The organism is Labrenzia sp. R5_0, from assembly GCF_017743835.1.
Taxonomy (GTDB): Bacteria; Pseudomonadota; Alphaproteobacteria; order Rhizobiales; family Stappiaceae; genus Roseibium; species Roseibium algicola.
On record NZ_JAGHRK010000005.1, the window covers coordinates 1 to 24,845 of the forward strand.

Below are 24,845 nucleotides of genomic sequence, written 5' to 3' on the forward strand. Positions count from 1 at the left end.
GGGACGAGGTGTGTACCTTCATATGCTCCGGCCGCATGCCGACGGTGAGGCCTGTTCTGCCGGACCAGAAGGGCAAGGTTTCTATGGGCAGAAAATTTGTCGGCAGCATTCCGAGGAACCCGGCGACGAAGCGGTTCGCCGGCCGGTCGTAGATTGTGCCGGGCGTGTCGAACTGCAGAAGATCTCCATCTTTCAGGACGGCGATCCGATCCGCCAGGGAAAGGGCTTCACCCTGATCGTGGGTTACGTAAACGACAGTCGCCCCCAGTTGCCTGTGGAGCTCCTTGATTTCCGAGCGCATGGCAACCCGCAGGGCGTTATCCAGATTGGACAGGGGCTCGTCCATCAGGAAGATGGAACTGTTGCGCGCCATGGCCCGGCCCATCGCGACCCGCTGACGCTGGCCGCCGGACAGGGCGCCCGGCTTTCGGTCGAGATAAGGATCAAGCTTCAACGTTCTGGCCACTTCCTCTGCCCGGGTGTTGCGCTCTGACATGGCGACGCCGCGCAACTCCAGACCAAAGGCGATGTTCTGGCGCACGTTCATATGCGGATAGAGGGCGTAATTCTGGAAGATCATTGCAATGTCCCGATCCTGCGGCGCAACGTCATTGACGCGTTTGCCATCGATGCGGATATCGCCCTGATCGCATTTCTCCAGGCCGGCGATGAGGCGTAGCAGCGTGGATTTTCCGCAGCCCGAAGGGCCGACGATCACGACGAATTCCCCGGCTTGCATGTCCAGCGAAACACCATGCAGAACTTCCGGTCCGCCAGGATAGGATTTGCGGATATCTGTCAGTTCTATCCCGCTCATGACCGCCCCTCCCCCTGCCAGCGGTTCCGGATCGCGATCGCAAGGCTGGGCCGATCGGTAGTGAAAACCTTCACACCGAGCCGGAGCGTCTTTTCGATTTGCGCACAGGTATGTGCTGCCCAGCAGCCGAACTGAAGTCCGGCATTCTCGACAGCAGTCATCAACTCTTCATCTGCGCAATCGACATGAACACCGATTTCCGGGATCCCGTGAGCCTTTGCCACTTCGAGCGTGCCTGCGGTTCCCAGTTGCTGAAGAACCGGCGGGCTGACAAGCCATAGTCTTGGCCGCTCTGTTGCCCTGGCCAGCTCGTCCTGTGTTTCGACCAGAAAGGAGGAAAAAACCGTACGCTCCAGCATGTCTTCTGCGGCAAGCATTGCGACCACCTTCGGAACGAAGTCGGCATAGGGTCTGCGATCCGGACCGGGCTTGATCTCGCAGCGGAAGCCAACGGCACTGCGCCGGTAAATCGCGCAGAGCTCCTGGAGGGACAGAGGATGGCCTCCCGCGCCGTAATCGATCGTTGCCGAGCGAACCTCGGCCTCGCGCAGATCGCGGATCGCGCCGGACCTGTCGGTCGTTCGCTCGAGTGTCGCATCGTGGTGGACCATGATGGCGCCATCGGCCGTCGGGTGCAGGTCGAATTCGACTTCCTCAAGCGCCATCCGCGCAGTGGCTTCGAAGCCCGCCGGTGTGCTGTCGCCAAACTCCAGGGTGCCGCCGCGATGAGATGCAATACGTGTCATTGAAACTTCCATTTACTTGACCGCACCCATGGTGATGCCACGCACCAGGTGCCGTTCGACGAATATGAAACCGAGCAGGACGGGAAGAATTGTGATGGTGGAAGCCGCCATCACCAGCGGCCAATTGACCACGTCTTCACCCGGATTGACCCGGTAGAGACGCGCAAGACCGATCTGGAGCGTGTAGAGGTCTTCATCACCAACTGCCACCAGCGGCCAGATGTAGCTGTTCCATTCCGTGATGAAGATGAACAGCCCCATGGAGAATATGGCCGGGCGGGCAATCGGCACGATTACGCGCCAGAGCACCTTGAGCGGTGTTGCTCCATCCATGTAGGCCGCTTCATCCAGGGCGATCGGAATGCCGCGGATGTACTGCCGCAAAAAGAAAGCCGCGAAACCGTTGGAAATCGCCGGAAGAATGAGCCCTGCATAGGTGTCCAGCAGCCCCACCTTTGCAAGGGTCAGGTAGTTCGGGATCAGCGAGATATGGCTGGGGATCATCAGGGTTGCCACCACGGCCGCAAACAGCAGGTTGCCGCCAGGAAAACGAAACCTGGCAAAGGCAAATGCGGCCATTGTCGACACCGTCAGGGCAATGAACGTGACCAATCCCGATACGACGATGCTGTTCAGCAGATAGCGGGCAAAATGGTATTGCCCAATGGCCAGTTCGTAATTCTCCAGGGTGAACTCGAATTTGCCAGTGTAATAGGCGTCCACCGTCTGGAACGACATGAAGACCGAATAGAGCGCCGGAGACAGGAACAGAAGGCCGGCAATCAGTGCAAGCCCTGCGAGGATGCGGCTGTCAGGCTTCATAATGCACCCTCCGGCCCAGAACCCGTGCCTTGAAGAGGGCCAATGCCATCAACAGCACGAAGAGCACAACGGCCAGTGCAGAGCCCTGCCCGATATCGAACAACGTGAAGCCGACACGGTAGAGCATGTTGACCAGCATGTCGGTGGCCCCCGCCGGACCACCCTTGGTCATGACGTCCACGACGGTGAACACCTGAAAGGCCTCGATCACCGAGACGACAAGCAGGAAATAGGTTGTCGGCATTACCAGCGGAACGGTTACACGGCGGAAGACGCGGCCTTTCCTGCCGCCATCGACGGCGGCGGCGTCATAAAGTTCCTGCGGGATTGCCTGAAGCCCGGCGATGTAGATGACGATATCGTAGCCGAGCTGCTTCCAGGTGTTGACGATGATCAGCACCCAGAGCGCGAGCTGCGGGTCCTGAAGCCAGGGAACCTTGCCGAAGCCGAGAGTTTGCAGGAAGGCATTGATCATGCCGTAGTCCGTCGCGAACAGCCAGGAAAACACGACCGCGATGGAAACGGTGGACGTAACAGACGGCAGGAACAGCGCGCCACGCAGAATACGGGACGGCAGAGCCTCCCGGACCAGGTAACTTGCAACCACAAGCGCAAGGCAAAGCCGGATCGGAACGGAAATGACGGCAAAGATCGCAGTCACCTTGAGCGAATTCCAGAACTCGTGGGACGAGAACAGCAGCCGGTAGTTTTCAAAACCGACAAGGGGCATCGTCGGCGACAGGAAATCCCATTCCCGGAAGCTGAGATTGAGACTGGCTGCAATCGGAATGTAGGTGAACACCGCGATGAAGGAGAACAGCGGCAGTACCAGAATATAGGGTGTCAGGCGGGACAGCATCGGAAAGGGCTCCGGAGACACCGGGCTTCTTCTGGAAGCCCGGTGCTGATGTCGAAAGAAAATCGGGCGATCAGTTGGTGCGCTCGGCTTCCTTTCGGGTGCGGTCCGCGAAATCCTTCAAGGTTTCCGTGACATCACGCTGACCAAGGGCCATGGCCTGCCACATGTCGTATTCGGTTGCGCGCATCCAGGTGACCACCGGCGGGCGCGGACGGCCACGGGCGAAGTCCAGCTGGTCGATCGCAACCGTGATGCCGGGCTTGTCCTGAACGGCGGCGGCGGCCAGCGGCTGTTTGGCGGTATTCTTGTTGATCGGCATGTAGCCGGTGCCGGAGAACCAGGTGGCGTTGGACTCGGGTGAGGCGGCAAAGCTGATGAACTTGTAGGCGGCGTCCTGGGTTTCCTTGTCGGCTGACGACAGAATGCCGATACCTGCCCCACCGATCGGCACGGCGCACACCTTGTTGCAAGGCATCGGACGAACGGCAAGGTTATCGCCGAGCGCCTTCTTGGAGCGACCGTAGTTGCCGGTTGAATTCAACATGATGCCGACCTTGCCGGCCAGGAAGGCATCCCTGCCGTTGTTTTCCTTGGTCACGCCGTCGGCAGAAGCAACCTTGTGCTCATGTACCAGCGAGGCCATCCATTCATAGGCTTCGATCGTGTTCGGGCTGTCGATCAGGATCTCGCCGGTCTTGCTGTCGATCAGGTCACTGTCGTTATCCATGATGAGACCCCAGCGTGCGAACTGGCCCGGTGCGGCAATGCCCGTGATGCCTTCGTCGCCCAGCTTCTCGGTAATCTGTTTGGATACCGCCAGAAGATCGTCGTAAGTCTTGAGCGCCGGTTCTTCGGCAAAGCCGGCCCGCTCGAAAATCTCCTTGTTGTAGTAGAGCACCGGCGTGGAGGAGTTGAACGGCACGATGTAGTTCTTGCCTTCAAAGACGCCGACTTCGCGGGCAAAATCGAACAGGTCGTCCTTGAGCGGGTCGTTGTTGACCTTTTCGGTCAGATCCAACAGCACGCCGCGGTCAGCGAAGAGACCATACCGGGTAACTTCCATGATCACCGCGTCCGGTGCCCGGCGCGCCGGGATGGCAGCCTGGAGCTTGGCGACGATATCATTGTAGTTGCCGATGAACTGGGCATCGATCTTGATATCAGGGTTGGCAGCCTGAAAGTTCTCGATGATCTCGCCAAGCGCTTCGCCGCCGCTCCCATCGAAGCTGTGCCAGAATTCAACCGTGACGTCCGCCTGCGCGGCACCGACGCTGCCGGAAAGGCCGATCAGGCCCGCCAACAGCACTTTCTTCAAATTCTTCAACATGGAGTCATCCTTGTCAGAGTGAACTATTTCCGTTTGCGCACGAGACTTTGCCGCCGGTTCCAACGGCGGTCTTTTTTGGTTTGTTCAGCGAATTCAGTGTCCGGCCCCGCTTCCGGGAAGGGGCAGGTTTGCTGGCGAACTCATCTGCGCCAGCGTGGCGGCAGTGATTGACGAAATGCCTTGAATTCCTCCAGGGAGCGGATCGATCTACCGCCATCGATACCGGCCAGATCGAGAATGACCGCGTTGGCAATGGTCATCGGCACGACCAGCGACTGGGATTCGCCCGCCTCACCGCGCGAGGCGCAGATCTGATGATCGGGCGCGGGGTCGAACCGGGCCGCGAGCAGGTCCGTCAGCGCCAACCTTGTCGCGCCGCGCATGGACGCAATCCCGTTTGCATCGCTGATTTGCTGGGAAGGGCGGCGGAAGGCGAGCAGCCAGACGACATCGTCCGGTGAGAGCCTGTTCAGCATCTCGGCAAAGTGATGGGTGCGGTCGCCAAGGTCGGCGGCATCATACCCGGAGCGCTGCAAGCGCAGGGCAATCAGCGAGGACAGGCTCGCGGCATGACCGCGACCGAAAATGAAGATCTTGCGGGCATCGCGCAGGGCTTCGGAGAAGGCGCGGATATCGCTGTCGGGGACGGCAGTACGCAAGGCCTCGAGGGCGGCAATTTCACTGTCGAGCACGGACGACAGCACTTGCCCTTCTTCCGCCCGCACCAGCCGGGCCGCCATGCGGGCGGCCGGGTTCTCGAAGTCGTTGCCTTCTTCAACCAGATTTGCCTGCAGGTAGGCTCGAAATTCCGGATAACCTTCAAAGCCGAGCCGCTTGGCCAGACGCACCGCTGCGGCGGGATGCACGCCCGCGCGAAGGGACACTTCCTTGCCGTTTTCGATGGCGGCTCGGATCGGGTCCTTGACCAGCACATCGAGTAGACGGGTATCGGACCCTGTCAGCCGGGAGGCGTTGCGGGTGATGAGATCGGACAGGAAACCGGAGGATGGCACAGGTTTTGACATGCCATCGTTCTAGTTTTGCAATTTGAATTGCAGGCTACAGTTCGATGAAATTTTTATTACAAACCCCGGAGCCGGTACAGACGCCGGTACAGGCGCTCGCACCGTCGGGCAGCCGTCCAGCCAACTCAGGTCTTTCGTTGCAGTTTAAACCGCGAGACGAATTCAGCAGCAAGGGACGCGTCTCCCGACACCTCGACCACGCCTTTGGCGATCAGATCCGCAAGCGGAACTGACCCATAAACGGCTGAAGCCATCCGGTTGCCGTTGCCGGAAAGCACAAAGGGCGCGTCAGGACGGGAAACCGCCTTGGTGTGAACCTTGCCGGAGATCAGCTGCATCTCGAATGCCTCGCCCTTGAAATCGAACCCGGCAAGCGCGTCTCTTTGCGCCGCAGCCTCCGGAACGACGTTGACACCCATGGATATCATCAAGGCAGACGGGCTGATGAAACGCGTCGGATCGTGACCGGGTACCAGCAACGCCCACCGGCACAGCGATTCCAGCACAGGCAGCAGAGCCTGGCCCGCCTCCGTCAGGGAATACACCCCCAGTCGCTCGTCGTGTTCGATGACATCGACCTCTACGAGCTGCGCAAGACGGCCGGTCAGAACACTCGCGGTTATGCCCGGCAACCCGGCGCGGATCATCTGAAAGCGTTTTGCGGAAAACATAAGCTCGCGCACAACGAGCAGAGCCCACCTGTCGCCTATTAGGTTCAGGGCGTGGGCGGCCAGGCACCCCTCGTCATAACGAAGGCGCGTTGTTGTTTTTGTCTCTTTGGTCATTTTTTCATACTGGCAGTTGTTTTTTCATACTAACGCTGTCACGATAATGCTGCAACCGGGATGTTCCCATCATCCCGACAAAAAGGAGGAAATGATCGCCATGTCCTATTTCACAGGTGCGGTAGCGGCTGTTCCGGCCGCAAACAAGCAGAAATATGCCGACCACATCGCCGCTGCCTGGCCTCTGTTCAAATCCTACGGCGCCACCCGCATGGTCGAAACCTGGGGTGTTGATGTTCCGAAGGGCAAGGTTACGGACTTCTACGGCGCCGTCGACGCCAAGGAAGACGAGGCAATCGTGTTTTCCTGGATCGAATGGCCGGACAAGGCTGCTGCCGATGCTTCCTGGGAAAAGATGCAGAACGACCCTGCCATGAAGAAAATCCCGGAAATGCCCTTCGATGGCAGCCGGATGATCTTTGGCGGATTTTCCCCTGTCTATGAGGCAGGCAGGCACAGCGATGCTGGTTATTATCAGGGGTTTCTGCTGGCGGTGCCCGAAACGAACAAGAAGGCCTACGCCGAGATGGCGGACGAAGGCTGGAAGATGTTCGAGAAATTCGGCGCTCTCGGGATGATCGAAAACTGGGGCACGGATGTACCGCGCGGCCAGAAGACCGATTTCTACCGGGCCTCCAAGGTGGAAGACACCGAAGTGCCCGTCTTCAGCTGGGTTGCCTGGCCGGACCGTGCCACATGTGATGCCGCTGCCAAAGAAATGGAAGCGGGGATGGCCGACATGGACATGTCCGCAATGCCTTTCGACGGAATGCGGATGATGTGGGCCGGCTTCGATCCGCTCTTCGACTCGGAGAAAGCCGCATGACCCTTACCCTCTACACCTTCGACTGGCTGCCGGAGTTTCCACGCGGGTTCGTGCGGGATCTACGGGTCCGCTGGGGCTTGGAGGAGATTGGTCGCAGCTACCAGGTTGCGACCGTGCCCGCACACCCCAAGAGCGCCGAACACCGCAAGCTGCAGCCATTTACGCAAGTGCCCGTAATCCAGGACGGTGAGCAGACGCTTTTCGAAAGCGGAGCGATCCTTGTCTACCTTTGCGAAGGCACCCCGTTGCTGCCGGACGAGCGGAAAGCGGAAATCTGGCAGTGGTTGTTCGCCGCGCTGAACACGGTTGAATTGTCGGTGATGCACTGGGTCAGCATGATCCTGGCCGAGCGGGTCCCGGAATTCTTCGGCCCTCCTCCGGCAGCCGACGTCAGGGCTCACGTCAAGGCAGACATGGATACCAAGCTGACTGCGCTACAGCAGGCTCTGGGCGACAAGGAGTGGCTCGCCGGTGACTTCTCCGTCGCCGACATCGCGATGGTGGAAGTGCTGCGCGTGGTCGCGGCCGAAGAAGCCCTTGATGCCTATCCGCATCTTGCAGCCTATGTCGAACGGGCAACATCCCGACCTGCTTTCAAGAAGGCCATGGCAGATCACATGCAGCATTGGCAGGCGGCGGACGCCGAACAAGCGAAACGCAGCACGGGCTGACGCCGGCTTTTCCGCAAACAATGTCATGTCGCCCCTGGATCTTTGAGTACAGCCATCCGGGGCGACGGTATAACTCCAGGACTGGAAACAATGTCGATTGCAAAGAACACGATTTGCCTCTGGTACGAAAAAGACGCCGAGGCCGCGGCACGATTTTATGCTGAAACCTTTCCAGACAGTGCCCTGAAAGCCGTCAACCACGCGCCCGGCGACTATCCGTCCGGGAAAGAGGGCGACGTTCTGACCGTCGAATTTACCGTGCTGGGCATTCCCTGTCTCGGCTTGAACGGTGGCCCCACATTCAAGCACAGCGAAGCGTTCTCTTTCCAGGTTTCGACCGAGGATCAGGAAGAAACCGACCGTTACTGGAACGCCATTGTCGACAATGGCGGCGAGGAAAGCGCCTGCGGATGGTGCAGGGATAAATGGGGCATCTCCTGGCAGATCACCCCGCGCACGCTGATGGAAGCCCTGGCTGCCGGCGGCGGCGAAGCAAAGCGCGCCTTTGGCGCAATGATGGAGATGAAGAAAATCGACGTGGCTGCCATCGATGCGGCCCGCCGGGGCGGCTGATCGTACCCGAGAGGCCGGAGATTTCGTGAACCAGCCCTGTAAATTCGAGAAGTCCGATATGAAGAAATCATTATTAGGTGCAGCTGCAACATTGCTGATTACAAGCCTTGCGCACGCAGACACGGTTACCGTGAACGGTCACGACGTCTATTACGAAGTTCACGGAGACCTGGAGACCGGCGAAACGCCGGTTCTCCTCCTTCACGGCGGCATGCAGAGTATCGCCTCAAGCTTTGGCGCCTTCATCCCTGAACTTGTCGAGGACCGGCCAGTGATTGGCGTCGAGCAGCAGGGGCACGGACACACGCCTCTGAATAACGAACCAATCACCCTGGAGACCATGCGCATTGATACCATCGGTGTGCTTGATGCCCTGTCAGTGGAAAAGGTTCATGTCGTCGGGTTCTCGGCGGGTGGCATGCTGGGACTTGACCTTGCGGTCAACATGCCGAACAGACTGGCCTCTCTGACAAGCATTTCCGGCAGCGCCTCGCCAGACGGCTTTGTGCCCGGCATCATCAGGATGCAAAAGGACCCGGACTATGTGCCGCCGGCCGAAGTTCTGGCGATGATGCCGAGCGAAGAGGAATTTGCGGAGATGTTCGCCGAGATTGCGGCCGTGAACCCGGGAGGTGCCGAGGCCGCACCGGTGACGATGCAAAAAATGAGCAGGTTCATAACCACGGACTGGGGATGGACAGAGCAACAGGTCGCGGCAATTCCCGTGCCGTCGCTGATCATGAACGGTGACAACGACTTCATCCTGGCAGAGCATGCGCTCTATCTGTCGAAAACCATTCCTGACGCCCGCCTGGCAATCCTGCCCGGAACCACGCATATGAACATTCTGAAACAACCGGAACTCAAACCGATGATCAGAAAATTCATCGATGACATGGATAGCCAAGCCGGCGAGTGAGGTTTCCTACAGCAATAGCCGAATACCAGCTTCCTTGAGCATGATCTCGGAAACCTCAAAACTGTGATCGAGCTTGCCATCATGCGATGGTCTGGGCGGGCATTCCACACAGGACAGCCCGCTTTGAATGATCGCCCTCGCGCAGTCCGCACAGGGAAACCGGTTGACGTAGAGAGTGCAACCGGCAAGCGCTACACCGGCGCGGGCTGCGTTGTAGATCGCATTGCGTTCGGCGTGTTCCACCCAGAAGAACTTTTCACCGCTCGGGCGGTCGAGACGGGTTTCATCCGTTCCGGAGACCCCGCGCGGCAGGCCGTTGTAACCTGTCGCGCGGATTTCCTGGCCAGGTCCGACAATGACCGCGCCCACCTTGAAGTCGCGATCTTCAGACCATTGTGCGATGTGATCGCACAGCCCGAGAAACCGGTTGCGCCATTTGCCGGAATTGCTGCCCAATATGTTTCTCCTAGCCTGCAAACAGGTAGCTGGTCTTGACCGTGGTGAAGAATTCCGCCGCGTAGCGGCCCTGTTCACGTGGCCCAAAAGACGATCCCCTGGTGCCGCCGAAGGGAACGTGAAAATCAACACCGGCGGTCGGCAGGTTGACCATCACCATACCGACCCTGGCACGCCGCTTGAAGTCGCGGGCATGTTTCAGGCTTGTGGTGCAGATACCGGCTGACAGACCGAACTCGGTGTCGTTTGCAACTGTAATGGCTTCCTCGAAGTCGGCCACCTTGATGACGGATCCGCAGGGACCGAAAATCTCTTCCCGGTTGATGCGCATGGAATTGGTCGTCTCGAGAAACAGTGCCGGGGCCTGAAAATAGCCGGGCACGGCAAGTTCGAGCCGCTCGCCGCCAATCACCTTTGCACCTTCCTTGCGGGCGAGGTCCACATAGGCAAGGTTCGAAGAGAGCTGTTTCTCGTCGACCACCGGTCCAATCTGGGTAGCGGGATCAAGCGCATCCCCGACCTTCAAGGCCAGCATCGCTGTTTGCAGCTTCTCAACGAAAGCATCGTGAATGCCCGCCTGCACGATCATGCGCGAGGACGCGGTGCAGCGTTGGCCGGTGGAAAAGAATGTCCCGTTCAGGCATGCGGATACGGCAACATCCAGATCGGCGTCATCCAGCACCACCATCGGGTTCTTGCCACCCATTTCAAGCTGGCACTTGCGTTTAAGCCGTCCGCACACTTCGGCAATATGGCTTCCCGTGGCAACGGAACCGGTGAAGGAAACCGCATCAACATCCGGATGGGTGACGATGGCCTCGCCAACAACAGAACCGCGCCCCATGACCAGGTTGAAGACACCGGGCGGACAGCCGCATTCATCCAGCAGAGTTGCGATCACATGAGCGCAGCCCGGCGTCAGGTCCGCCGGTTTCAAAACCACGCAATTGCCATAGGCCAGCGCAGGTGCTGCCTTCCAGGCGGGAATGGCGATGGGAAAGTTCCACGGTGTGATCAGGCCGATCACACCGACCGGCTCACGCGTAACCTCGACGTCGATGTCGGGCCGCACGGAGGCCTGCATATCGCCGGTCACGCGCAGCGCTTCACCGGCAAAGAACTTGAAAACCTGCGCGGCGCGCATGGTTTCACCGATGCCTTCCGCCAGCGTCTTGCCTTCCTCGCGCGACAGCAGGCGGCCATATTCTTCGGCCCGTTCCGCCAACTTTCGCCCAACTGCTTCCAGCAGATCATGGCGGGTCTGCGGCGTTGCCGCTGCCCAACCTGGCGTAGCCTTGCGCGCTGCGGTGACGGCGGCATCGACATCGTCAACGCTTCCCTGGGCATAAAGGCCGACGACATCATCGGTGTTCGAAGGATTGCGGTTTTCGGAATAGGTGTTGGAAGGCAGCCATTTGCCGCCGATCAGATTATCGTGTTTTGTCATTGGAATTCCGGTTTCAAAGGGTTTCGGCAATGCGGTCGAGAGACCCGCATGCGGCAGCGTCCAGATGTTGAAAGGGAGGCAGGACACGGTTCCAGGCACTTTCAGCCGCGCGCCGACCGACAAGATATTTGACCGCAGGCACCAGCGGGTGGGCCGCAATGTCCGCCCGTATGCTGGCGACCCGGCCAGCCAATGCCTCGTCTGCCGGGTCCTGCAGGAGCCGCGCACAAAGGGGCGCGCTGATGTTCACGGTGGCGGAAATACAGCCTGCGAACCCGGCTCCGGGCCCCTCCGCGAGCGCCGTTTCCGAACTTGGAAACACCTTCAGCTCAGGCAGTCGCCGGACAAGCTCCCGGCAATAGTCGAGATCGCCAGAAGAATCCTTGATACCCGTGAACCTTTTCGGATGGGCTTTTGCCAGACGCTCGACGACATCCGCGGGTATCTTCAAGCCCGTCATCTGCGGAAAATTATAGAAATAGATCTCGATCGACGTCGCGCCGAGTGCCCGGTCCAGCGCTTCGTACCAGGCAACCAGCCCCTCTTCGGTGACAGGCTTGTAGTAGAACGGCGGCAGGACCAGCGCGACGCCATAGCCCATGTCGGCAGCTGCACGCGTGAGGTCCAGCGTGTCCTCAAGGGACGTGAGACCCGTGCCGACCATGAGACGGCTTGTGTCAAAGGCCTCGGCCGCCCAGGCCATCACTTGCTTGCGATGGGCCAGACCGAGAGAATTCGCCTCACCGGTCGTACCCAGGATGTTCAGGGCATCGCACCCGTTTGCCAGCGCCCAGGCGCAATGTTCCAGAAAGGTATCTTTCACCGGTGCGCCATGCGCATCGAGCGGTGTCGGCACCGCCGCAACTATCCCCTTCATGTCGTCTGTTCCTCAAAATCGCGTTTGAAAAAATCCCGCACCGCAGGGTGGTCCCGGAAAGGCGTATCGCCCCTGGTCCAGCCACCCGGCGAAACCAGCCCTCCGTCCGGACCCTGGAACACATCCTTGTTGATCTCGATGAACGCCCGGTCCGCACCGGTCACCTCGTCGTCGTAGCGGATCGCGTCGACCGGGCAGATGCTCTCGCACATGCCGCATTCGATGCATTCTTCGGGGTGGATGTAGAACATCCGCTCGCCTTCATAGATGCAGTCGACCGGACAGGACGTGGTGCAGATCCCGTCCTTCACATCAATGCATTCGCTCTTGATGATCAGCGCCATCTTGATCTCTCAACTCATTTGCCTTGCCAGACCGGCGCGCGCTTTTCCCGGAACGCCCGAACCCCTTCGAGGGAATCTTCTGACGTGAGGGCGGCGATCAGTTCGGGAGACCGCACGGCCTGTGCCTGGTCGGGCGGCATTTCACCGGTTTCGCGTACTGTGGCCTTGATCGCCTGCACGCAAAGCGGCGCACTTGCCAGAATGTCGGCAATCCAGCGGTCCACTTCCGCATCGAGTTCGTCCTGCGGCACGACGGCATTCACGAGCCCGTAGCGCTCCATCTCCACAGCGCTTGCCATCCGGCCGGTCATCATCAGACCGACAGCGATATTGCGGGGGACAAGACGCTGAAGCAGCGTCATCCCGCCTGCCAGCGGAAGGTTGCCCACCTTTGCTTCGGGCAGGCCGAACCTGGCCGTATCGCTGGCAATCACAATGTCGCAGCCGAGAACCATTTCCATGCCGCCGCCGAGCGCAAGACCGTTGACACGGGCAATCACCGGCACCTTCAAGGAGCGCCTCAGGGCGATGCCGCCGAACCCCAGCGGGTTTGCGGACGCCCAATATTCAAGCCCACTCAGTCCGTTGCTGTCCTTCAGGTCCGCACCGGCGGAAAAGGCACGTTCACCCGAACCGGTCAACACCACGCAGCGCACGGTCGGATCGGCTTCGATCTTCCGCCAGATGGTTTCCAGCTCGTCCGAAGTTGCCCTGTCGACCGCATTCATGCGCTCCGGGCGGTCTATGACAACCCGGGCGACATGGTTTTCGAGGGTGAAAAGGACACTCATTCCGCCGCCCCTGCCACCTGTTGCAGGCCGAACTCCGCAATGACTTCGTCGGTGTGTTCGCCCAGGCGCGGCGGCGCGTGCCGCAGTTTCAGCGGAGCTTCACTCAGGTGCACGGGTGACCCCACGACCCTCAAGGGGCCAAGGACCGGATGGTCGAAATCCAGCAGCATGCCGTTGATGGCGGTCTGCGGGTCTTCGAGTGCCTCTCCGAGCGCCCGCACGGGTGCGCAAAGCAGATCCTGCTCTTCCAGCCTGGCGATCCAGTGCGCCGTCGTGTCCGTTGCGAAGACAGCCCGAAACCGGTCCTGCAGATAGGGCTTGTTGGCACGCTGGCTGGCGAGATCCGGATAGGTGGGTGAAAGGTCCTCGATGCCAAGCGCGGTGCAGATGTCGCGCAGCGGATTTGCCTTGAAGGCACCGACCACCACCAGAGCACCGTCAGTGGTGTCGAAGACACCGGTCAAGGGCATGGCGGCCCAGTTCAGCACTTCACGATGCTTGGTCCACTGTGCGGCTTCCTGCATCTGCATCGCAATCATGGAATCGTAGAGCGAAACGGAGACCCTCTGGCCACGACCGGTCTTCGTCCGTGCCAGCAAGGCCGCCAGAATGCCCTGAACCAGGTGCATGCCTGCCGTATAGTCGCACAAGGTGGTGGGGTAGATGGACCGCTCGATCGACGGGTCGGCGGTCTTTTCCATGACACCACTCATTGCCTGGGCCAGAACGTCCTGCCCACCCTTGTGGGCATAGGGGCCCTTCTCGCCAAACCCCGTTCCGGATGCACAGATGATGCGGGGATTGATCGCCTTGAGCGCCTCATAGCCGAAGCCCAGACGGTCCATGACACCGGCGCGGAAATTGTCGACGACCACGTCCGCATTGCGTACCAGATCGTACACCATCTGCTTGCCCTCATCGGACTTGGTGTCGATCTCGACAGACCGCTTGTTACGGTTCAGCGACGAGAAGACGGCATTGTTCATGCCCTCTTCCGACCGCACGTCGAAGAAGTGTCGCGACAGGTCGCCCGCACCGGGGCGCTCGATTTTGATGACGTCTGCACCGAAGTCGGCCAGCATCTGGGTTGCACATGGCCCCAGCATGACCTGGGTGAAGTCCAGAATGCGGACACCGGAGAGTGGGAAAGCTTGGGTATTCACGTTTGTTATCCTTTTATTCTGCAGCGACGGTGCCTTCGACGAGCGCATTTGCTGATGGGATGTCGCCGGGGTCGGCGCCCTGGGCACGCATGCGTTTCTGGATCGTGGCAACGTCGGCGTCGCGCAGTGCACAGTTCTGGTCCAGAGCGACCGAAACGGCGACGCCGGCGGCTTCGCCCTGCGCCATGCACGGCGGTATTTCCCGCGAAAGCTTCTGGGCTTCGCTCTCAACCGAGTAGTGGCGACCGGCAACGATCATGTTGTCGATGCCCTTGGGCAGCAGGGCCCTGTAAGGCGTGTAGTAGTCCCTGCCCCGGCAGACGCTGTCGGAGAAATGACGGCGGGAGCGCACGTCATCGCGGGTGACCACATATTCGCCCTGCAACAGACGGGTCTGGCGAATGCCGAGTTGTTCCGCGGCACCCAGCATCTTGGCGTTTTCGAAACCGGGCAGATTGGCGCGCACGAAGGCGAGCAGCTTCATCATGCGCTCGCGGCCTTCGACTTCCGCCGCCAGCATGTGTTCCGGCGACAGGCCGTCATACCCCGGCATGTGCGGGCAATTGCACCAGACGATGCCCGGCAGCGGCGTCTTCAGCCACCACATGCCCCAGGCGCCACCGATCACCCGGCGCACCTGACGGTCCAGGGCCTTGTATTCTTCCGGATTTTCGAACTCGAAGGCTTCTGCCTTGTCCGTATCGACGTCGCACAGGCGGAACACGGTCGTGACGATGTACTGTCCGGTCTGGAAAGACGCCCCTGCGGAGGATGCGACATCCAGATCGCCGCTGGCATCGATCACCATCTTCGCCTTGATCGCCTGACGGCCAAGCTTGGTCTGACAGATCACGCCGGTCACACGGCCGTCTTCCACCATTGCTTCGGAAAACCACGAATGCAGGCGCAAATTGACACCTGCCTCACGAGCCAGGTCGAGGCTCACCCGTTTCCAGCAATCGGGGTCGAAGGCAACTGCGTGAATGATCGGCTGAGGCATGCCGGTCTTGTGAAAATCGATGCAGCCCCAACGGGACCACTTCTTCCACATTTCCCAGTTGGTCAGGCAATCTTCCGGCGGCGGAAACACTGCGCCATCCTGAGCCGACATCCGGTCGACGAATTCGTTGACGATGCCCGTCGTGACGATTTCATTGCCCTCGTTGACCATGTCGTCGAGCACCAGAACCATTCCGCCGGAGGCCATGCCGCCAAGGTGGTGGTAACGCTCGAGCAGGGTCACCGAGCAGCCGTTTCTGGCGGCCGATACGGCGGCACTCAGGCCGGCGGGACCACCACCGATGACGACCACGTCGCAGTCTGCGACGACCGGAACCTGCTCATTGCGGGTCAAGGAAATCTGCGTTGTGTTGGTGCTCATTTCGGCGCACTCCTCCCGTTGGGCCGCCAAGCGACGGCCCGGTTTCAGTTCAGATTTTCGTTTGGTTCAGATCCGCTTCACCACCGCACGATCATGCGTTCGGCAATGGAAACGGCGGCAAACATCAGCACCGACAGGCCCGACGACAGGAAGACTGTCGCGTAGAGCAAGGCGGAGCGGAAATTGAAGGTTGCATCGATGATCAACGCACCCAGCCCGACATCCGCGCCAACCCATTCCCCGACGATTGCGCCGATGACACAGGTGGTGGCCGCGATCTTCAGTGCCGAAAACAGGAACGGCAGCGAAGACGGCAGGCGGATCTTCCAGAACACTTCCGACTTGGAGGCGGACAGGATCCGTGCCAACTCAAGTGCCTGAGGGCTGACGGACTGCAGGCCGCGTACCATATTGACCAGTGTCGGGAAGAAACAGATCAGGGCAGCGATGACGACCTTTGCGGTCAGGCCGGCTCCGAAGATCAGAACCAGGATCGGGGCAATGGCCAGGATCGGAATGGTGTTGATGAACACCGCGATCGGGAAGAACGCCCGCTCCACCATCCGACTGTGCACGAAGGCGATCGCGATCAGCACTGCAGCCACGTTGCCGACGACAAAGCCGAGCACGCTTTCGAACAGTGTCGGCCAGAAGTTCCGCATCAACTGCGGAAATTCGGTCACCAGCGTTGTCGCGACTTCGCTCGGAGCCGGGGCGATGTAGCTCGGCACTCCAAAGGCCCGGACGCCGATTTCCCAGGTGGCGATCAGGCCGACCGCAGTCAGCACCGGGGTCGCGACAGCAGTCAGCCGTGCCCTGCGCGCCATGGCCTTTTCGGCAGCGTCATCATCCACCGGCATGCCCATCGTTTCGTCGACGGCAGTCATCAGCACGCCTCCAGAAGTTTGCGCAAATGCGCGGAGTATCGGGTGAATTCCGCCGTATCCCGCAACTCAGTGGTGCGCGGATATGGCAGATCGATATCGACGATCTCGTGCAGGCGGCCCGGATGCGCCTTGAGCATCAGCACCTTCTGCCCCAGAAAGACCGCTTCCGGGATCGAGTGGGTTACGAACAGGATCGTCACGCCGGTTTCCTCCCAGACCTTCAGGAGCTGAAGGTTCAGGTGGTCGCGGGTCATCTCGTCGAGCGCACCGAAGGGCTCGTCCATCAGCAACAGCTTCGGCTTGCAGACCAGTGCACGGGCAATCGCCACACGCTGGCGCATGCCTCCGGAAAGCTCGTGCGGCAGTGCGTGTTCGCGGCCCTTGAGCCCGACCAGCTCAAGCAACTCCATCGGCGACTTGTCGCTGACGGGGATCTGGATCCCGCGGCTTTGCCCCATTTCCAGGGGAAGCTGGACGTTCTCCAAGGCCGTGCGCCAGGGCAGCAGTGTCGCGTCCTGAAACACGAAGGCAAATTCCCGTGCCAGGCGGGCAGCCTCGGTCGTCTTGCCGAAGATCGACACGTCCCCGGATGCAGGCGGGATGAGATCAGACACCAGCCTGAGCAAGGTCGACTTGCCACACCCCGACGGACCAAGGATGGAATAGAAGGCTCCCGCCTCGATCTCCAGGCTGATGTCCTGGATCGCGGTGAACTGACCGAACTTGACCCAGGCATTGCGCAGGCTGGCTGCTGGCACCAACGTGCCTGCGTCCAGATTTTCCAATACCGCTTCCATGGCCTTAACCCACCTTCGGGCGGCTGTCTGCGGTGCTCTCCAGGACCGACAGTGTCATCACATCGTCGACGGCGGGCGCCCCGTTCGCGAATTGCTCGAGATTTTCGTAAGTCTCGATCTGGGCCTGCCAGTTTTCGCGGGTCATGGTGCCCCAGCCGTTTTCGGCGGTCTTTTCGTTGAAGGAATATCCGACCACCAGCGGCACCGCCTTCAGTTCGCTTTCCCTATCCAGGTTCGGCAGGCGCTCGACCAGATAGTTGACGGCTTCTTCCTGGTTCTCACGAACCCAGCCCCAGCCGCGCGAGATGGCGCGGATCATGGCCTGCACCTTGTCGCCATGCTCGTTCAGCACCGTGTCCGTGGTGTAGAAGGGGTTGGCATAAAGCTGGATGCCGGCATCCCACAGGGACATGTCGACACGCTGGTCCCCTAGGATCGAAAGCGCGTTGACGTTTGTCTTCCAGCCGGTAATCGCATCGACCTGCCCCGTCAGCAGCGGCGCCATGTCACTGCCGATGACCTTCAGTTCAACCTGATCCTCGGATATGCCGTTCTTGGCCAGAAGCGCGCGGAACAGGATCCGTCCGGTCGCCTGAGTGCCGATGGTCTTGCCGATCATGTCCTGCGGTGTCTTGATCGGGTTCTTCTTGAGCGAGAAATACGTGTAGGGATGCTGCTGGTAACCGGCGGCAATACATTTCACCGGAATGCCCGCCGAGCGCGCCAGCATGAGAGAGGGGCTGGAAGACACCTGGCCGAGATTGGACCGCCCGGAAGCGACGGACGCCACACCATCGACATTCGGCCCCCCCGGCACGATTTCGAATTCAAGACCTTCTTCCGCAAAATAGCCCAGCTTGTCGGCCGCGATTTCTCCTAGGTTGCCGTTACCGGCCAGCCAGCCGAGCTGCATGGAAACCTTGAAGGTGTCCTGAGCAAAGCCTGGTACGATATTCACAAGTGTTCCGGCGCCTGCCAGACCAGCGCCCGCGGCCATGGTCTTGAGCATCGAGCGGCGGTTCAATCCATTCGAGAATAGGTATGACATACTGTTGGTCCCCCTCATTTGAGATTGGGCGGTTTGTGGCCGACTGTTCCCCTTGCCGACTTCACAGTGAACTCTAACGGGAAGATGCACGGTGCAAAAAGTGCAAAAACATGCTAACGGTGATGCATAAAATGCACCACACTTTGTGATGCACTGTTTGCCACTCTGTCCGGGGGGACATCGTGCATTCGAATTTTCTGCGTTATTTCGACGAAGTCGCCCGCCAGGGCTCCATCCGCAAGGCATCTGCGGTTTTGAACGTGTCTTCCACCACGGTGAACCGGAAGATCATCAGCACCGAGAACGAGATGGGTGTTCGCCTGTTCGAGCGCACCCCCGAAGGCGTGACGCTGACCGATGCGGGGGCCATCGTCCTGGAACACTGCCGCAAGACGCTGCAGGATTATGAACGCACCCGCACCATGCTGGATGATATCCGCGACCTTCGGTCCGGGCACCTCAACATTGCCGCCATCGATTCCGTAACCTACGGCCTGTTGCCCCGTATCCTGCTCGACTTCAACCGGATCTATCCGCAGGTCACCTATTCGATCACCACCGCGCAGCCGGACGAGATCATTACCGCTGTCGCGGGCGGGATCGCCGATATCGGCATCACCTTCACTTTCGATCTGCATCCAAACGTTCGGGTTATTTCCGACAAGACCGCGCCGATCGGCATCATCATGCGATCCGACCATCCCTTCGCGGGCCGAACAAACCTTGCCATAGAGGAACTCTCCGGCCAGAAAATGGTGCGCACCGTGGATGCGCGCGGCCGCAATTCCATCATCGATCAGGCAATCTCGGGCATGTCCTCCGCCCTCTCGACCAACTGTTTTACCGACACCTTGCACGTGGCAAAACAGATGATCCTGGCCGGCCGAGGCCTAGGCCTTTACACCAAGATCGGTTTCATTGACGAAATCGACCAGGGCATTCTCCGCTTCGTGCCACTGATGCATGACATCCTGTCCAACCTGCGCATTGGTGTCGTCATGTCCGCCTCTTCCGGCATCTCGCCCCCAGAACGGTTGCTCGGCAACGAAATCAAGCGCGCCCTCACCCAGCTGCGGCTGGATTCCTGAGTTTGCAAGAACACTGTCTCTCAGCTGAAGACCGGTTGTCTGTGGACTGCACTCTGTCTGCCGGATGGTTCAAATCGACGTTGAGAACCGGCGCAGTGAAACAGCAATTGTAATTATCGAAAAAAGCGATACAAATAGCTGTTCCAGATTTACAGCCGGGAACAACCCATGCGCGCAAATTTTCTGATCGTCGATCCCGTCAAGGACAAGGTCGCCATGAAGGCGATCGCTTCCCAGCCTCGCCTGCACCTGTTGCAGGAGCTGGTACGGACACCCGGGATGAACATCAACGCGCTTTCGGAAGCTTCCGGCATGCCGCAATCCTCCGTCTCCACCCACATCCAAGTTCTGGAAGAAGCAGGCCTGGTGCGAACGGAAGTGCAGCGGGCGAAGAAGGGCAGCCAGAAGACGACCTTCGCCATCTACGATGAGATCATCCTGGCCTTCCGCTCGTCGGAAGAACGCATCGAGCCGAACCAGATCGAAGTTTCGATGCCGCTCGGGCTTTACACCAACAGCCTCGTCACAGCGCCTTGCGGCATCTGCTCGACAGAAGGGATCATCGGCCTTCTCGATGTGCCGGAAACTTTCATGGATCCGGAGCGGATGAAAACGGCTTTGTTGTGGTTTACCAGTGGCTTCGTCGAATATCAGTTCCCCAACAACGCCAAACTGACGGGCAAGCAGATCGACGGTTTGGACGTGGTGATGGAGGTGAGTTCCGAGGTGCCGGGCACCATGAGCAACTGGCCCTCCGACATCGTCCTGTCGATCAACGGCAAGGAGATCGGCGTCTGGACATCCCCGGGTGATTTCGGCGACAAGCGCGGGGCCTACACACCCGACTGGTGGAAGCTTTCCGGTTCGCAATACGGCATGCTGAAGACCTGGAGCGTGGGCAGGAACGGCACCTTCGTGGACGGTCACAAGATCTCCGATATCAAGACAGAAGACCTCCAGCTCGACGAACACCGGTCGGTTCGGTTGAAGATCGAGGTAAAGGCCGAAGGACGGCACCCGGGCGGAATCAACGTCTTCGGCCGCGGTTTCGGCAATTACGACCAGGACATTATTTTGCGGCTGCACACCCGCAATTGACCGAAACTGCACTTGAAAAGACGTGGGGACATTCACTTCTGGTTGCACCGCAGCAACATTGTCCAGTTGACAATTTTCGCCAAGCTCGCATTCTTATCAGAAATAAAGATTCATATCGATTTATTCGATATATATTTCTGGGAGAATGCGAATGAAGGCACGCGTCACCGTGCATCGGGATTTCCGGATCAGTTCCATCGATGAGCGGCTTTATTCCGCATTCATTGAACACATGGGACGGGCGATCTATTCCGGCATTTATGAACCTGACCATCCGCAGGCCGATGCCAACGGCTTTCGCAAGGACGTGCTGAAATTCGTACAGGACCTCAGGATCCCGGCCATTCGTTACCCGGGCGGCAACTTCGTTTCCGCCTACAACTGGGAAGATGGTATCGGCCCGAAGGACAAGCGCCCCGTCCGCCTCGATCTTGCCTGGCGCAGCAAGGAAACCAACCAGGTCGGCATTGACGATTTCGCAATCTGGGCGGAACAGGCCGGCATCGAGATGATGCTGGCCGTCAACCTGGGTTCGCGTGGTCTGGAAGAGGCACGCAACTTCCTGGAATATGTGAATTTTCCCGGAGGCACCCAATGGTCCGACCTGCGCCGTTCCAATGGCCGCGAGGATCCCTACGGGGTCAAGATGTGGTGCCTCGGCAACGAAATGGACGGCCCCTGGCAGATCGGCCACAAGGTTGCCACGGAATACGGCCGGCTGGCCAACGAGACGGCAAAGGCGTTCAAAGGCTTCGACCCGACGATCGAGGCAGTCGTCTGCGGTAGTTCAAACGACCGCATGCCCACCTATCCCGAATGGGAACGCGAAGTCCTGGAAGAGTGCTACGAGAACGTCGACTACATCTCGCTGCACAAGTATTTCGGCAACAAGAGCAAGGACACGCTCAACTACTTCGGCAAGATCGAGGAAACCGGCCGCTACATCCAGACCATTGGCGGTGTCATCGATTACGTGAAGTCCAAGAAGCGTGCGAAGAACGACGTCCATATCTGCTTCGACGAGTGGAATGTGTGGTACCACATCCGCGAGGACGACAGCCGCCGCATCAAGGAATGGGACTGGCCGGAAGCACCCCCGCTGCTTGAAGAGAACTACAACTTCGAGGACGCCCTCTTCGTCGCCGGCCTGCTCAACGAGTTCATCCGCCGCTCCGACCGTGTGCGTATTGCCTGCATTGCCCAGCTGGTCAACGTAATCGCCCCGATCCGGGCGGAAAAAGGCGGTCCCGCCTGGCGTCAGACCATCTATTACCCCTATCAGTTCGCGTCTCTTTACGGCCGCGGTGATGCACTGAACGTTGCCGTGGATGCACCTACCTACGACTGCTCCGTTGCCGACGACGTCTGCTACCTCGACGTTGCCGGGGTACACGACAAGGCAGCAGGCACACTGACGCTTTTCGTCCTGAACCGGCATCTGACCGAAACGGCCGATCTCGACGTGTCCTTGACGGGTTTCGGCTCGCCGTCCCTGGCCGAACATCTGTCCATGGAAGGCTACGGCCTCAATGACACCAACGGTCCGGACAAGCCGGACAACGTGGTTCCCGGCAAGGGGACAGGCGTTGGCGTGGAGGATGGTCAGCTCAAGGGCAAGCTTGCGCCGCTTTCCTATCATGTCCTGCGGTTGAGCGTCGGCTGAGGGGATCCATGCAATGGGGGTTCAGCTTCGCAACATACGCAAGGTCTTCGGCCCGGTCGGGGTGATCCATGATGTCAGCATGGACATTCCGACGGGTGAATTCGCGGTCTTTGTCGGTCCTTCCGGTTGCGGAAAATCGACATTGCTGAGGATGATCGCAGGCCTTGAGGACACAAGCGGCGGCAAGATCTCGATCGAAGGCACCGATGTGACCTGGCAGGAACCGGCCAAACGCGGCGTTGCCATGGTCTTCCAGTCCTATGCGCTTTATCCGCATCTTTCCGTCTTCGAGAACATGGCGTTTTCCATGCGTCTGAAGCGGGCGCCGAAACAGGACGTGCACAACAAGGTGATGGAGGCGGCCCGCATCCTCCAGCTTGAGGAACAGCTGCAGAAGAAGCCGTCTCAACTGTCCGGAGGCCAGCGTCAGCGGGTTGCGATCGGACGGGCGATCGTGCGCCAGCCCAAGGTGTTTTTGTTTGATGAGCCTCTGTCGAACCTGGATGCGGAATTGCGCGTCCAGATGCGGCTGGAACTTGCCCGGCTGCACAAGCAGATCGGCGCGACGATGATCTATGTCACCCACGATCAGGTGGAGGCCATGACACTGGCCGACCGGATCTTCGTCCTGAAACAGGGTGTCGTGCAGCAGGCCGGAAAGCCGCTTGATCTCTACGACGACCCCGACAACAAATTCGTCGCCGGTTTCATCGGATCGCCGGCCATGAACTTTCTGCCGGCAACAGTGCTCGGCCGGGAAGGCGATTGCCTGCGCATTGCCATCAACGGAACGGATGCAGTCCTGCTGGCGAAAGTTTCCGGCGATCTTCCGGCCGACAGCCGGGTCACCATCGGACTGCGTCCGGAACACCTGACCAGCGCGGACACGGGCATTCCCGTGACCGTGGAAATGGCGGAGGACCTGGGAGGTGTTTCCTACCTGCACACGCATATGCCGGACGACCGCGAGATTGTCGTTGAATGGCGCGGCAGCCGCCATGCCGGGGGCGGTGAAGCAATCAAGCTCACCTGCACGCCGGAACAGGTTCTGGTCTTCAACGAGCAGGACCAGCGTATTCGGTAGACCCTCTGTCTGCCTGGTACCTTTGAACCGGCCTTGATGGGAAATGCCGGTTTTTCATACGGGAGGAAGAGTCGATGAAATACCTTAAGACACTTCTGGCAGCGGGGGCGATGAGCCTTGCCAGCCTGCCGGCATTTGCCCAGCAGGACATCACCTGGTGGGACTTTCTGAGCGGTGGGGACGGCGTTCGCATGAAAGCGTTGATCGCACGCTTCAACGAAGAGCATCCGGACATCAAGATCAACGGAACCACTCTGGAATGGGGCGTGCCCTTCTACACCAAGGTGCGCACTTCCGTTGCCGTCGGCCAGGGCCCGGACGTGATGACCTATCACCTGTCGCGCATGCCGCTCGGGCTTGAGGAAAATGTGCTGGACGTGATCAGTGATGACGATCTTGCCGCCGCCGGTCTCAGCAAGGATGACTTCTTCCCGGCAGCCATTGCCGCCGCGAGCGATGCGGACGGCAAGCTCCACGCAGTGCCGTTCGATATCCACGCGATCGTGCTCTACGTAAACAAGAGTTATTTCGAAGGATCACGCTTCCTAGATGACCAGGGCAACCTGACCGGCATTGAAAGCCTCGCCGATTTCGAGGAAGCGCTTGCGCTTGCCAAGGAAAACGGCTCCGAAGCACCCGTCTCCTACGCAACGGGTGACGACGGCGGCACCTACCGGGTCTTCTTCACCCTGCTCAAGCAGCAAGGCGGCGAGCTGATCACCGATGGCGAGGTTCTGGCAGGCGACAATCTGGACAAGGCCGCCAATGCCATCGAGATCATGACCAACTGGCACAAGCAGGGCTGGCAGCCGGAGCAGGCCGAATACGAAGCCTCCGTTGCGTTGTTCACGTCCGGCAAGGCCGCTTTTCACATGAACGGCGTCTGGGAAGTGCCGACCATGGTCGACATGGCGGAAAAGGGAACGCTCGGGTTCGACTGGGGTGCGGTACAAATTCCGACGCTGCTTGGAACCACGGCCACCTGGGCGGATTCCCACGCCTTCGCCATTCCTCAGGGAACGGAAATGAGCCCGGAAAAACGCGCGGCGGTGATGACCGCAATCGGCTGGATGGAGAAGAACTCGATCTCCTGGGCCGGTGCAGGACATATTCCAGCCTACAAGCCTGTCGCAACCAGCGATGAATTCGGGAAAATGGAACCGAACGCCACCTATTCGTCACTCGCCGAAACCGCGGCCTACGACCCAAGGTCGCCGATCGCAGGGGTGGCCTCGCCTGTCTATGATGCAGCCATCAACATCATCTCGCCCGCCATGCATGGTTATCTGGAGCCCGCACAGGCAGCACAGCAGATGAAAGACGAGCTTCAGTCGAAGCTTCAATAGACGAA

At 59.6% G+C, this 24,845-nt stretch carries 26 protein-coding genes; 9 read left to right on the plus strand and 17 right to left on the minus strand.

Going from position 1 to position 24,845, the window contains the following annotated elements; translation table 11 throughout:
- The 7 genes from J7447_RS23420 to J7447_RS23450 all read right to left on the minus strand — a co-directional run.
- Positions 1–817 (minus strand): ATP-binding cassette domain-containing protein (locus J7447_RS23420; protein WP_209171111.1); only part of this gene is annotated, 817 nt, incomplete at its 3' end.
- Entirely contained in the window at positions 814–1,563 is a 750-nt protein-coding gene (locus tag J7447_RS23425; RefSeq protein ID WP_209171112.1) for a glycerophosphodiester phosphodiesterase family protein, read from the minus strand. The genes J7447_RS23420 and J7447_RS23425, both read right to left, overlap by 4 nt.
- Before the next feature lie 12 nt (positions 1,564–1,575).
- Positions 1,576–2,385: a carbohydrate ABC transporter permease gene (locus J7447_RS23430; protein WP_023001393.1), complete on the minus strand. Its 810-nt coding sequence runs from the start codon at positions 2,383–2,385 to the stop codon at positions 1,576–1,578.
- Complete coding sequence (locus J7447_RS23435) at positions 2,375–3,244, minus strand: sugar ABC transporter permease (RefSeq protein WP_209171113.1); 870 nt, start codon at positions 3,242–3,244, stop codon at positions 2,375–2,377. The genes J7447_RS23430 and J7447_RS23435 overlap by 11 nt, the downstream gene beginning before the upstream one ends.
- A 70-nt stretch (positions 3,245–3,314) precedes the next feature.
- Positions 3,315–4,571, minus strand: a complete 1,257-nt coding sequence (locus J7447_RS23440) for an ABC transporter substrate-binding protein (RefSeq protein WP_031269502.1) — start codon at positions 4,569–4,571, stop codon at positions 3,315–3,317.
- 140 nt (positions 4,572–4,711) lie between these two features.
- Positions 4,712–5,596: a MurR/RpiR family transcriptional regulator gene (locus tag J7447_RS23445; RefSeq protein WP_023001396.1), complete on the minus strand. Its 885-nt coding sequence runs from the start codon at positions 5,594–5,596 to the stop codon at positions 4,712–4,714.
- Between the two features lie 125 nt (positions 5,597–5,721).
- A complete protein-coding gene (locus J7447_RS23450) occupies positions 5,722–6,381 on the minus strand; it encodes a winged helix-turn-helix transcriptional regulator (protein WP_075283419.1) in 660 nt (219 codons plus the stop codon).
- A gap of 100 nt (positions 6,382–6,481) precedes the next feature.
- Between J7447_RS23450 and J7447_RS23455 the strand changes: the two genes are divergently transcribed.
- The 4 genes from J7447_RS23455 to J7447_RS23470 all read left to right on the plus strand — a co-directional run bounded on the left by J7447_RS23455 (position 6,482) and on the right by J7447_RS23470 (position 9,370).
- A complete protein-coding gene (locus J7447_RS23455; RefSeq protein WP_209171114.1) occupies positions 6,482–7,207 on the plus strand; it encodes a DUF1428 domain-containing protein in 726 nt (241 codons plus the stop codon).
- Positions 7,204–7,878: a glutathione S-transferase family protein gene (locus tag J7447_RS23460; protein ID WP_209171115.1), complete on the plus strand. Its 675-nt coding sequence runs from the start codon at positions 7,204–7,206 to the stop codon at positions 7,876–7,878. The genes J7447_RS23455 and J7447_RS23460 overlap by 4 nt, the downstream gene beginning before the upstream one ends.
- Positions 7,879–7,974: 96 nt before the next feature.
- On the plus strand, positions 7,975–8,451 hold the full coding sequence (locus J7447_RS23465) for a VOC family protein (RefSeq protein ID WP_152512486.1): 477 nt from the start codon (positions 7,975–7,977) through the stop codon (positions 8,449–8,451).
- A gap of 58 nt (positions 8,452–8,509) precedes the next feature.
- Entirely contained in the window at positions 8,510–9,370 is an 861-nt protein-coding gene (locus J7447_RS23470) for an alpha/beta hydrolase (protein ID WP_209171116.1), read from the plus strand.
- Positions 9,371–9,376: 6 nt separating this feature from the next.
- Here J7447_RS23470 and J7447_RS23475 read toward each other — a convergent pair whose 3' ends face one another.
- The 10 genes from J7447_RS23475 to J7447_RS23520 all read right to left on the minus strand — a co-directional run bounded on the left by J7447_RS23475 (position 9,377) and on the right by J7447_RS23520 (position 18,561).
- Positions 9,377–9,826 carry a deaminase gene (locus J7447_RS23475; protein WP_075283415.1) on the minus strand — a complete coding sequence of 150 codons (450 nt, stop codon included), beginning with the start codon at positions 9,824–9,826 and terminating at the stop codon, positions 9,377–9,379.
- Positions 9,827–9,836: 10 nt separating this feature from the next.
- Positions 9,837–11,273, minus strand: coding sequence for an aldehyde dehydrogenase family protein (locus tag J7447_RS23480; protein ID WP_209171117.1), 1,437 nt, complete (start codon positions 11,271–11,273; stop codon positions 9,837–9,839).
- 13 nt (positions 11,274–11,286) lie between these two features.
- Positions 11,287–12,150 carry a dihydrodipicolinate synthase family protein gene (locus tag J7447_RS23485; RefSeq protein ID WP_209171118.1) on the minus strand — a complete coding sequence of 288 codons (864 nt, stop codon included), beginning with the start codon at positions 12,148–12,150 and terminating at the stop codon, positions 11,287–11,289.
- The gene (locus J7447_RS23490; RefSeq protein ID WP_023001405.1) at positions 12,147–12,494 is read right to left on the minus strand and encodes a ferredoxin family protein; all 348 of its coding nucleotides are present in this window, start codon (positions 12,492–12,494) and stop codon (positions 12,147–12,149) included. Before J7447_RS23490 ends, J7447_RS23485 begins: the two co-directional genes overlap by 4 nt.
- 14 nt (positions 12,495–12,508) lie before the next feature.
- Positions 12,509–13,285, minus strand: coding sequence for an enoyl-CoA hydratase-related protein (locus J7447_RS23495; protein ID WP_055660974.1), 777 nt, complete (start codon positions 13,283–13,285; stop codon positions 12,509–12,511).
- On the minus strand, positions 13,282–14,448 hold the full coding sequence (locus J7447_RS23500) for a CoA transferase (RefSeq protein ID WP_152512299.1): 1,167 nt from the start codon (positions 14,446–14,448) through the stop codon (positions 13,282–13,284). The genes J7447_RS23495 and J7447_RS23500 overlap by 4 nt, the downstream gene beginning before the upstream one ends.
- Positions 14,449–14,461: 13 nt before the next feature.
- Entirely contained in the window at positions 14,462–15,829 is a 1,368-nt protein-coding gene (locus tag J7447_RS23505) for an FAD-dependent oxidoreductase (protein WP_209171120.1), read from the minus strand.
- A 77-nt stretch (positions 15,830–15,906) separates the two neighbouring features.
- Positions 15,907–16,716, minus strand: coding sequence for an ABC transporter permease (locus J7447_RS23510; RefSeq protein ID WP_023001409.1), 810 nt, complete (start codon positions 16,714–16,716; stop codon positions 15,907–15,909).
- Complete coding sequence (locus J7447_RS23515) at positions 16,716–17,513, minus strand: ABC transporter ATP-binding protein (RefSeq protein ID WP_055660967.1); 798 nt, start codon at positions 17,511–17,513, stop codon at positions 16,716–16,718. The genes J7447_RS23510 and J7447_RS23515 overlap by 1 nt, the downstream gene beginning before the upstream one ends.
- A gap of 4 nt (positions 17,514–17,517) precedes the next feature.
- Positions 17,518–18,561, minus strand: coding sequence for an ABC transporter substrate-binding protein (locus J7447_RS23520; protein WP_031269507.1), 1,044 nt, complete (start codon positions 18,559–18,561; stop codon positions 17,518–17,520).
- Between the two features lie 182 nt (positions 18,562–18,743).
- Here J7447_RS23520 and J7447_RS23525 point away from each other — a divergent pair, with 182 nt between their 5' ends.
- The 5 genes from J7447_RS23525 (at position 18,744) to J7447_RS23545 (ending at position 24,840) form a co-directional block, all read left to right on the plus strand.
- The gene (locus tag J7447_RS23525; protein WP_055660965.1) at positions 18,744–19,649 is read left to right on the plus strand and encodes a LysR family transcriptional regulator; all 906 of its coding nucleotides are present in this window, start codon (positions 18,744–18,746) and stop codon (positions 19,647–19,649) included.
- Positions 19,650–19,817: 168 nt separating this feature from the next.
- Positions 19,818–20,747 carry a winged helix-turn-helix transcriptional regulator gene (locus tag J7447_RS23530; RefSeq protein WP_168687670.1) on the plus strand — a complete coding sequence of 310 codons (930 nt, stop codon included), beginning with the start codon at positions 19,818–19,820 and terminating at the stop codon, positions 20,745–20,747.
- A 151-nt stretch (positions 20,748–20,898) separates the two neighbouring features.
- Positions 20,899–22,410 carry an alpha-N-arabinofuranosidase gene (locus J7447_RS23535; RefSeq protein WP_023001414.1) on the plus strand — a complete coding sequence of 504 codons (1,512 nt, stop codon included), beginning with the start codon at positions 20,899–20,901 and terminating at the stop codon, positions 22,408–22,410.
- Positions 22,411–22,423: 13 nt separating this feature from the next.
- Positions 22,424–23,494, plus strand: a complete 1,071-nt coding sequence (locus tag J7447_RS23540) for an ABC transporter ATP-binding protein (protein ID WP_209171121.1) — start codon at positions 22,424–22,426, stop codon at positions 23,492–23,494.
- Positions 23,495–23,568: 74 nt separating this feature from the next.
- Positions 23,569–24,840 (plus strand): extracellular solute-binding protein, encoded by a 1,272-nt coding sequence (locus tag J7447_RS23545; protein WP_075281766.1) that lies wholly within the window; start codon positions 23,569–23,571, stop codon positions 24,838–24,840.
- The last annotated feature ends 5 nt before the right edge of the window (positions 24,841–24,845 follow it).

What these genes read in the sequence shown, in the direction of transcription:
- J7447_RS23480 (WP_209171117.1), bottom strand. Translation starts at nt 11,273, where the DNA reads ATGACAAAACACGATAATCTGATCGGCGGCAAATGGCTGCCTTCCAAC.
- J7447_RS23450 (WP_075283419.1), bottom strand. Translation starts at nt 6,381, where the DNA reads ATGACCAAAGAGACAAAAACAACAACGCGCCTTCGTTATGACGAGGGG.
- J7447_RS23540 (WP_209171121.1), top strand. Translation starts at nt 22,424, where the DNA reads ATGGGGGTTCAGCTTCGCAACATACGCAAGGTCTTCGGCCCGGTCGGG.
- J7447_RS23510 (WP_023001409.1), bottom strand. Translation starts at nt 16,716, where the DNA reads ATGACTGCCGTCGACGAAACGATGGGCATGCCGGTGGATGATGACGCT.
- J7447_RS23470 (WP_209171116.1), top strand. Translation starts at nt 8,510, where the DNA reads ATGAAGAAATCATTATTAGGTGCAGCTGCAACATTGCTGATTACAAGC.
- J7447_RS23455 (WP_209171114.1), top strand. Translation starts at nt 6,482, where the DNA reads ATGTCCTATTTCACAGGTGCGGTAGCGGCTGTTCCGGCCGCAAACAAG.
- J7447_RS23460 (WP_209171115.1), top strand. Translation starts at nt 7,204, where the DNA reads ATGACCCTTACCCTCTACACCTTCGACTGGCTGCCGGAGTTTCCACGC.
- J7447_RS23505 (WP_209171120.1), bottom strand. Translation starts at nt 15,829, where the DNA reads ATGAGCACCAACACAACGCAGATTTCCTTGACCCGCAATGAGCAGGTT.
- J7447_RS23435 (WP_209171113.1), bottom strand. Translation starts at nt 3,244, where the DNA reads ATGCTGTCCCGCCTGACACCCTATATTCTGGTACTGCCGCTGTTCTCC.
- J7447_RS23425 (WP_209171112.1), bottom strand. Translation starts at nt 1,563, where the DNA reads ATGACACGTATTGCATCTCATCGCGGCGGCACCCTGGAGTTTGGCGAC.
- J7447_RS23440 (WP_031269502.1), bottom strand. Translation starts at nt 4,571, where the DNA reads ATGTTGAAGAATTTGAAGAAAGTGCTGTTGGCGGGCCTGATCGGCCTT.
- J7447_RS23490 (WP_023001405.1), bottom strand. Translation starts at nt 12,494, where the DNA reads ATGGCGCTGATCATCAAGAGCGAATGCATTGATGTGAAGGACGGGATC.
- J7447_RS23495 (WP_055660974.1), bottom strand. Translation starts at nt 13,285, where the DNA reads ATGAGTGTCCTTTTCACCCTCGAAAACCATGTCGCCCGGGTTGTCATA.
- J7447_RS23430 (WP_023001393.1), bottom strand. Translation starts at nt 2,385, where the DNA reads ATGAAGCCTGACAGCCGCATCCTCGCAGGGCTTGCACTGATTGCCGGC.
- J7447_RS23530 (WP_168687670.1), top strand. Translation starts at nt 19,818, where the DNA reads ATGCGCGCAAATTTTCTGATCGTCGATCCCGTCAAGGACAAGGTCGCC.
- J7447_RS23520 (WP_031269507.1), bottom strand. Translation starts at nt 18,561, where the DNA reads ATGTCATACCTATTCTCGAATGGATTGAACCGCCGCTCGATGCTCAAG.
- J7447_RS23535 (WP_023001414.1), top strand. Translation starts at nt 20,899, where the DNA reads ATGAAGGCACGCGTCACCGTGCATCGGGATTTCCGGATCAGTTCCATC.
- J7447_RS23545 (WP_075281766.1), top strand. Translation starts at nt 23,569, where the DNA reads ATGAAATACCTTAAGACACTTCTGGCAGCGGGGGCGATGAGCCTTGCC.
- J7447_RS23445 (WP_023001396.1), bottom strand. Translation starts at nt 5,596, where the DNA reads ATGTCAAAACCTGTGCCATCCTCCGGTTTCCTGTCCGATCTCATCACC.
- J7447_RS23485 (WP_209171118.1), bottom strand. Translation starts at nt 12,150, where the DNA reads ATGAAGGGGATAGTTGCGGCGGTGCCGACACCGCTCGATGCGCATGGC.
- J7447_RS23515 (WP_055660967.1), bottom strand. Translation starts at nt 17,513, where the DNA reads ATGGAAGCGGTATTGGAAAATCTGGACGCAGGCACGTTGGTGCCAGCA.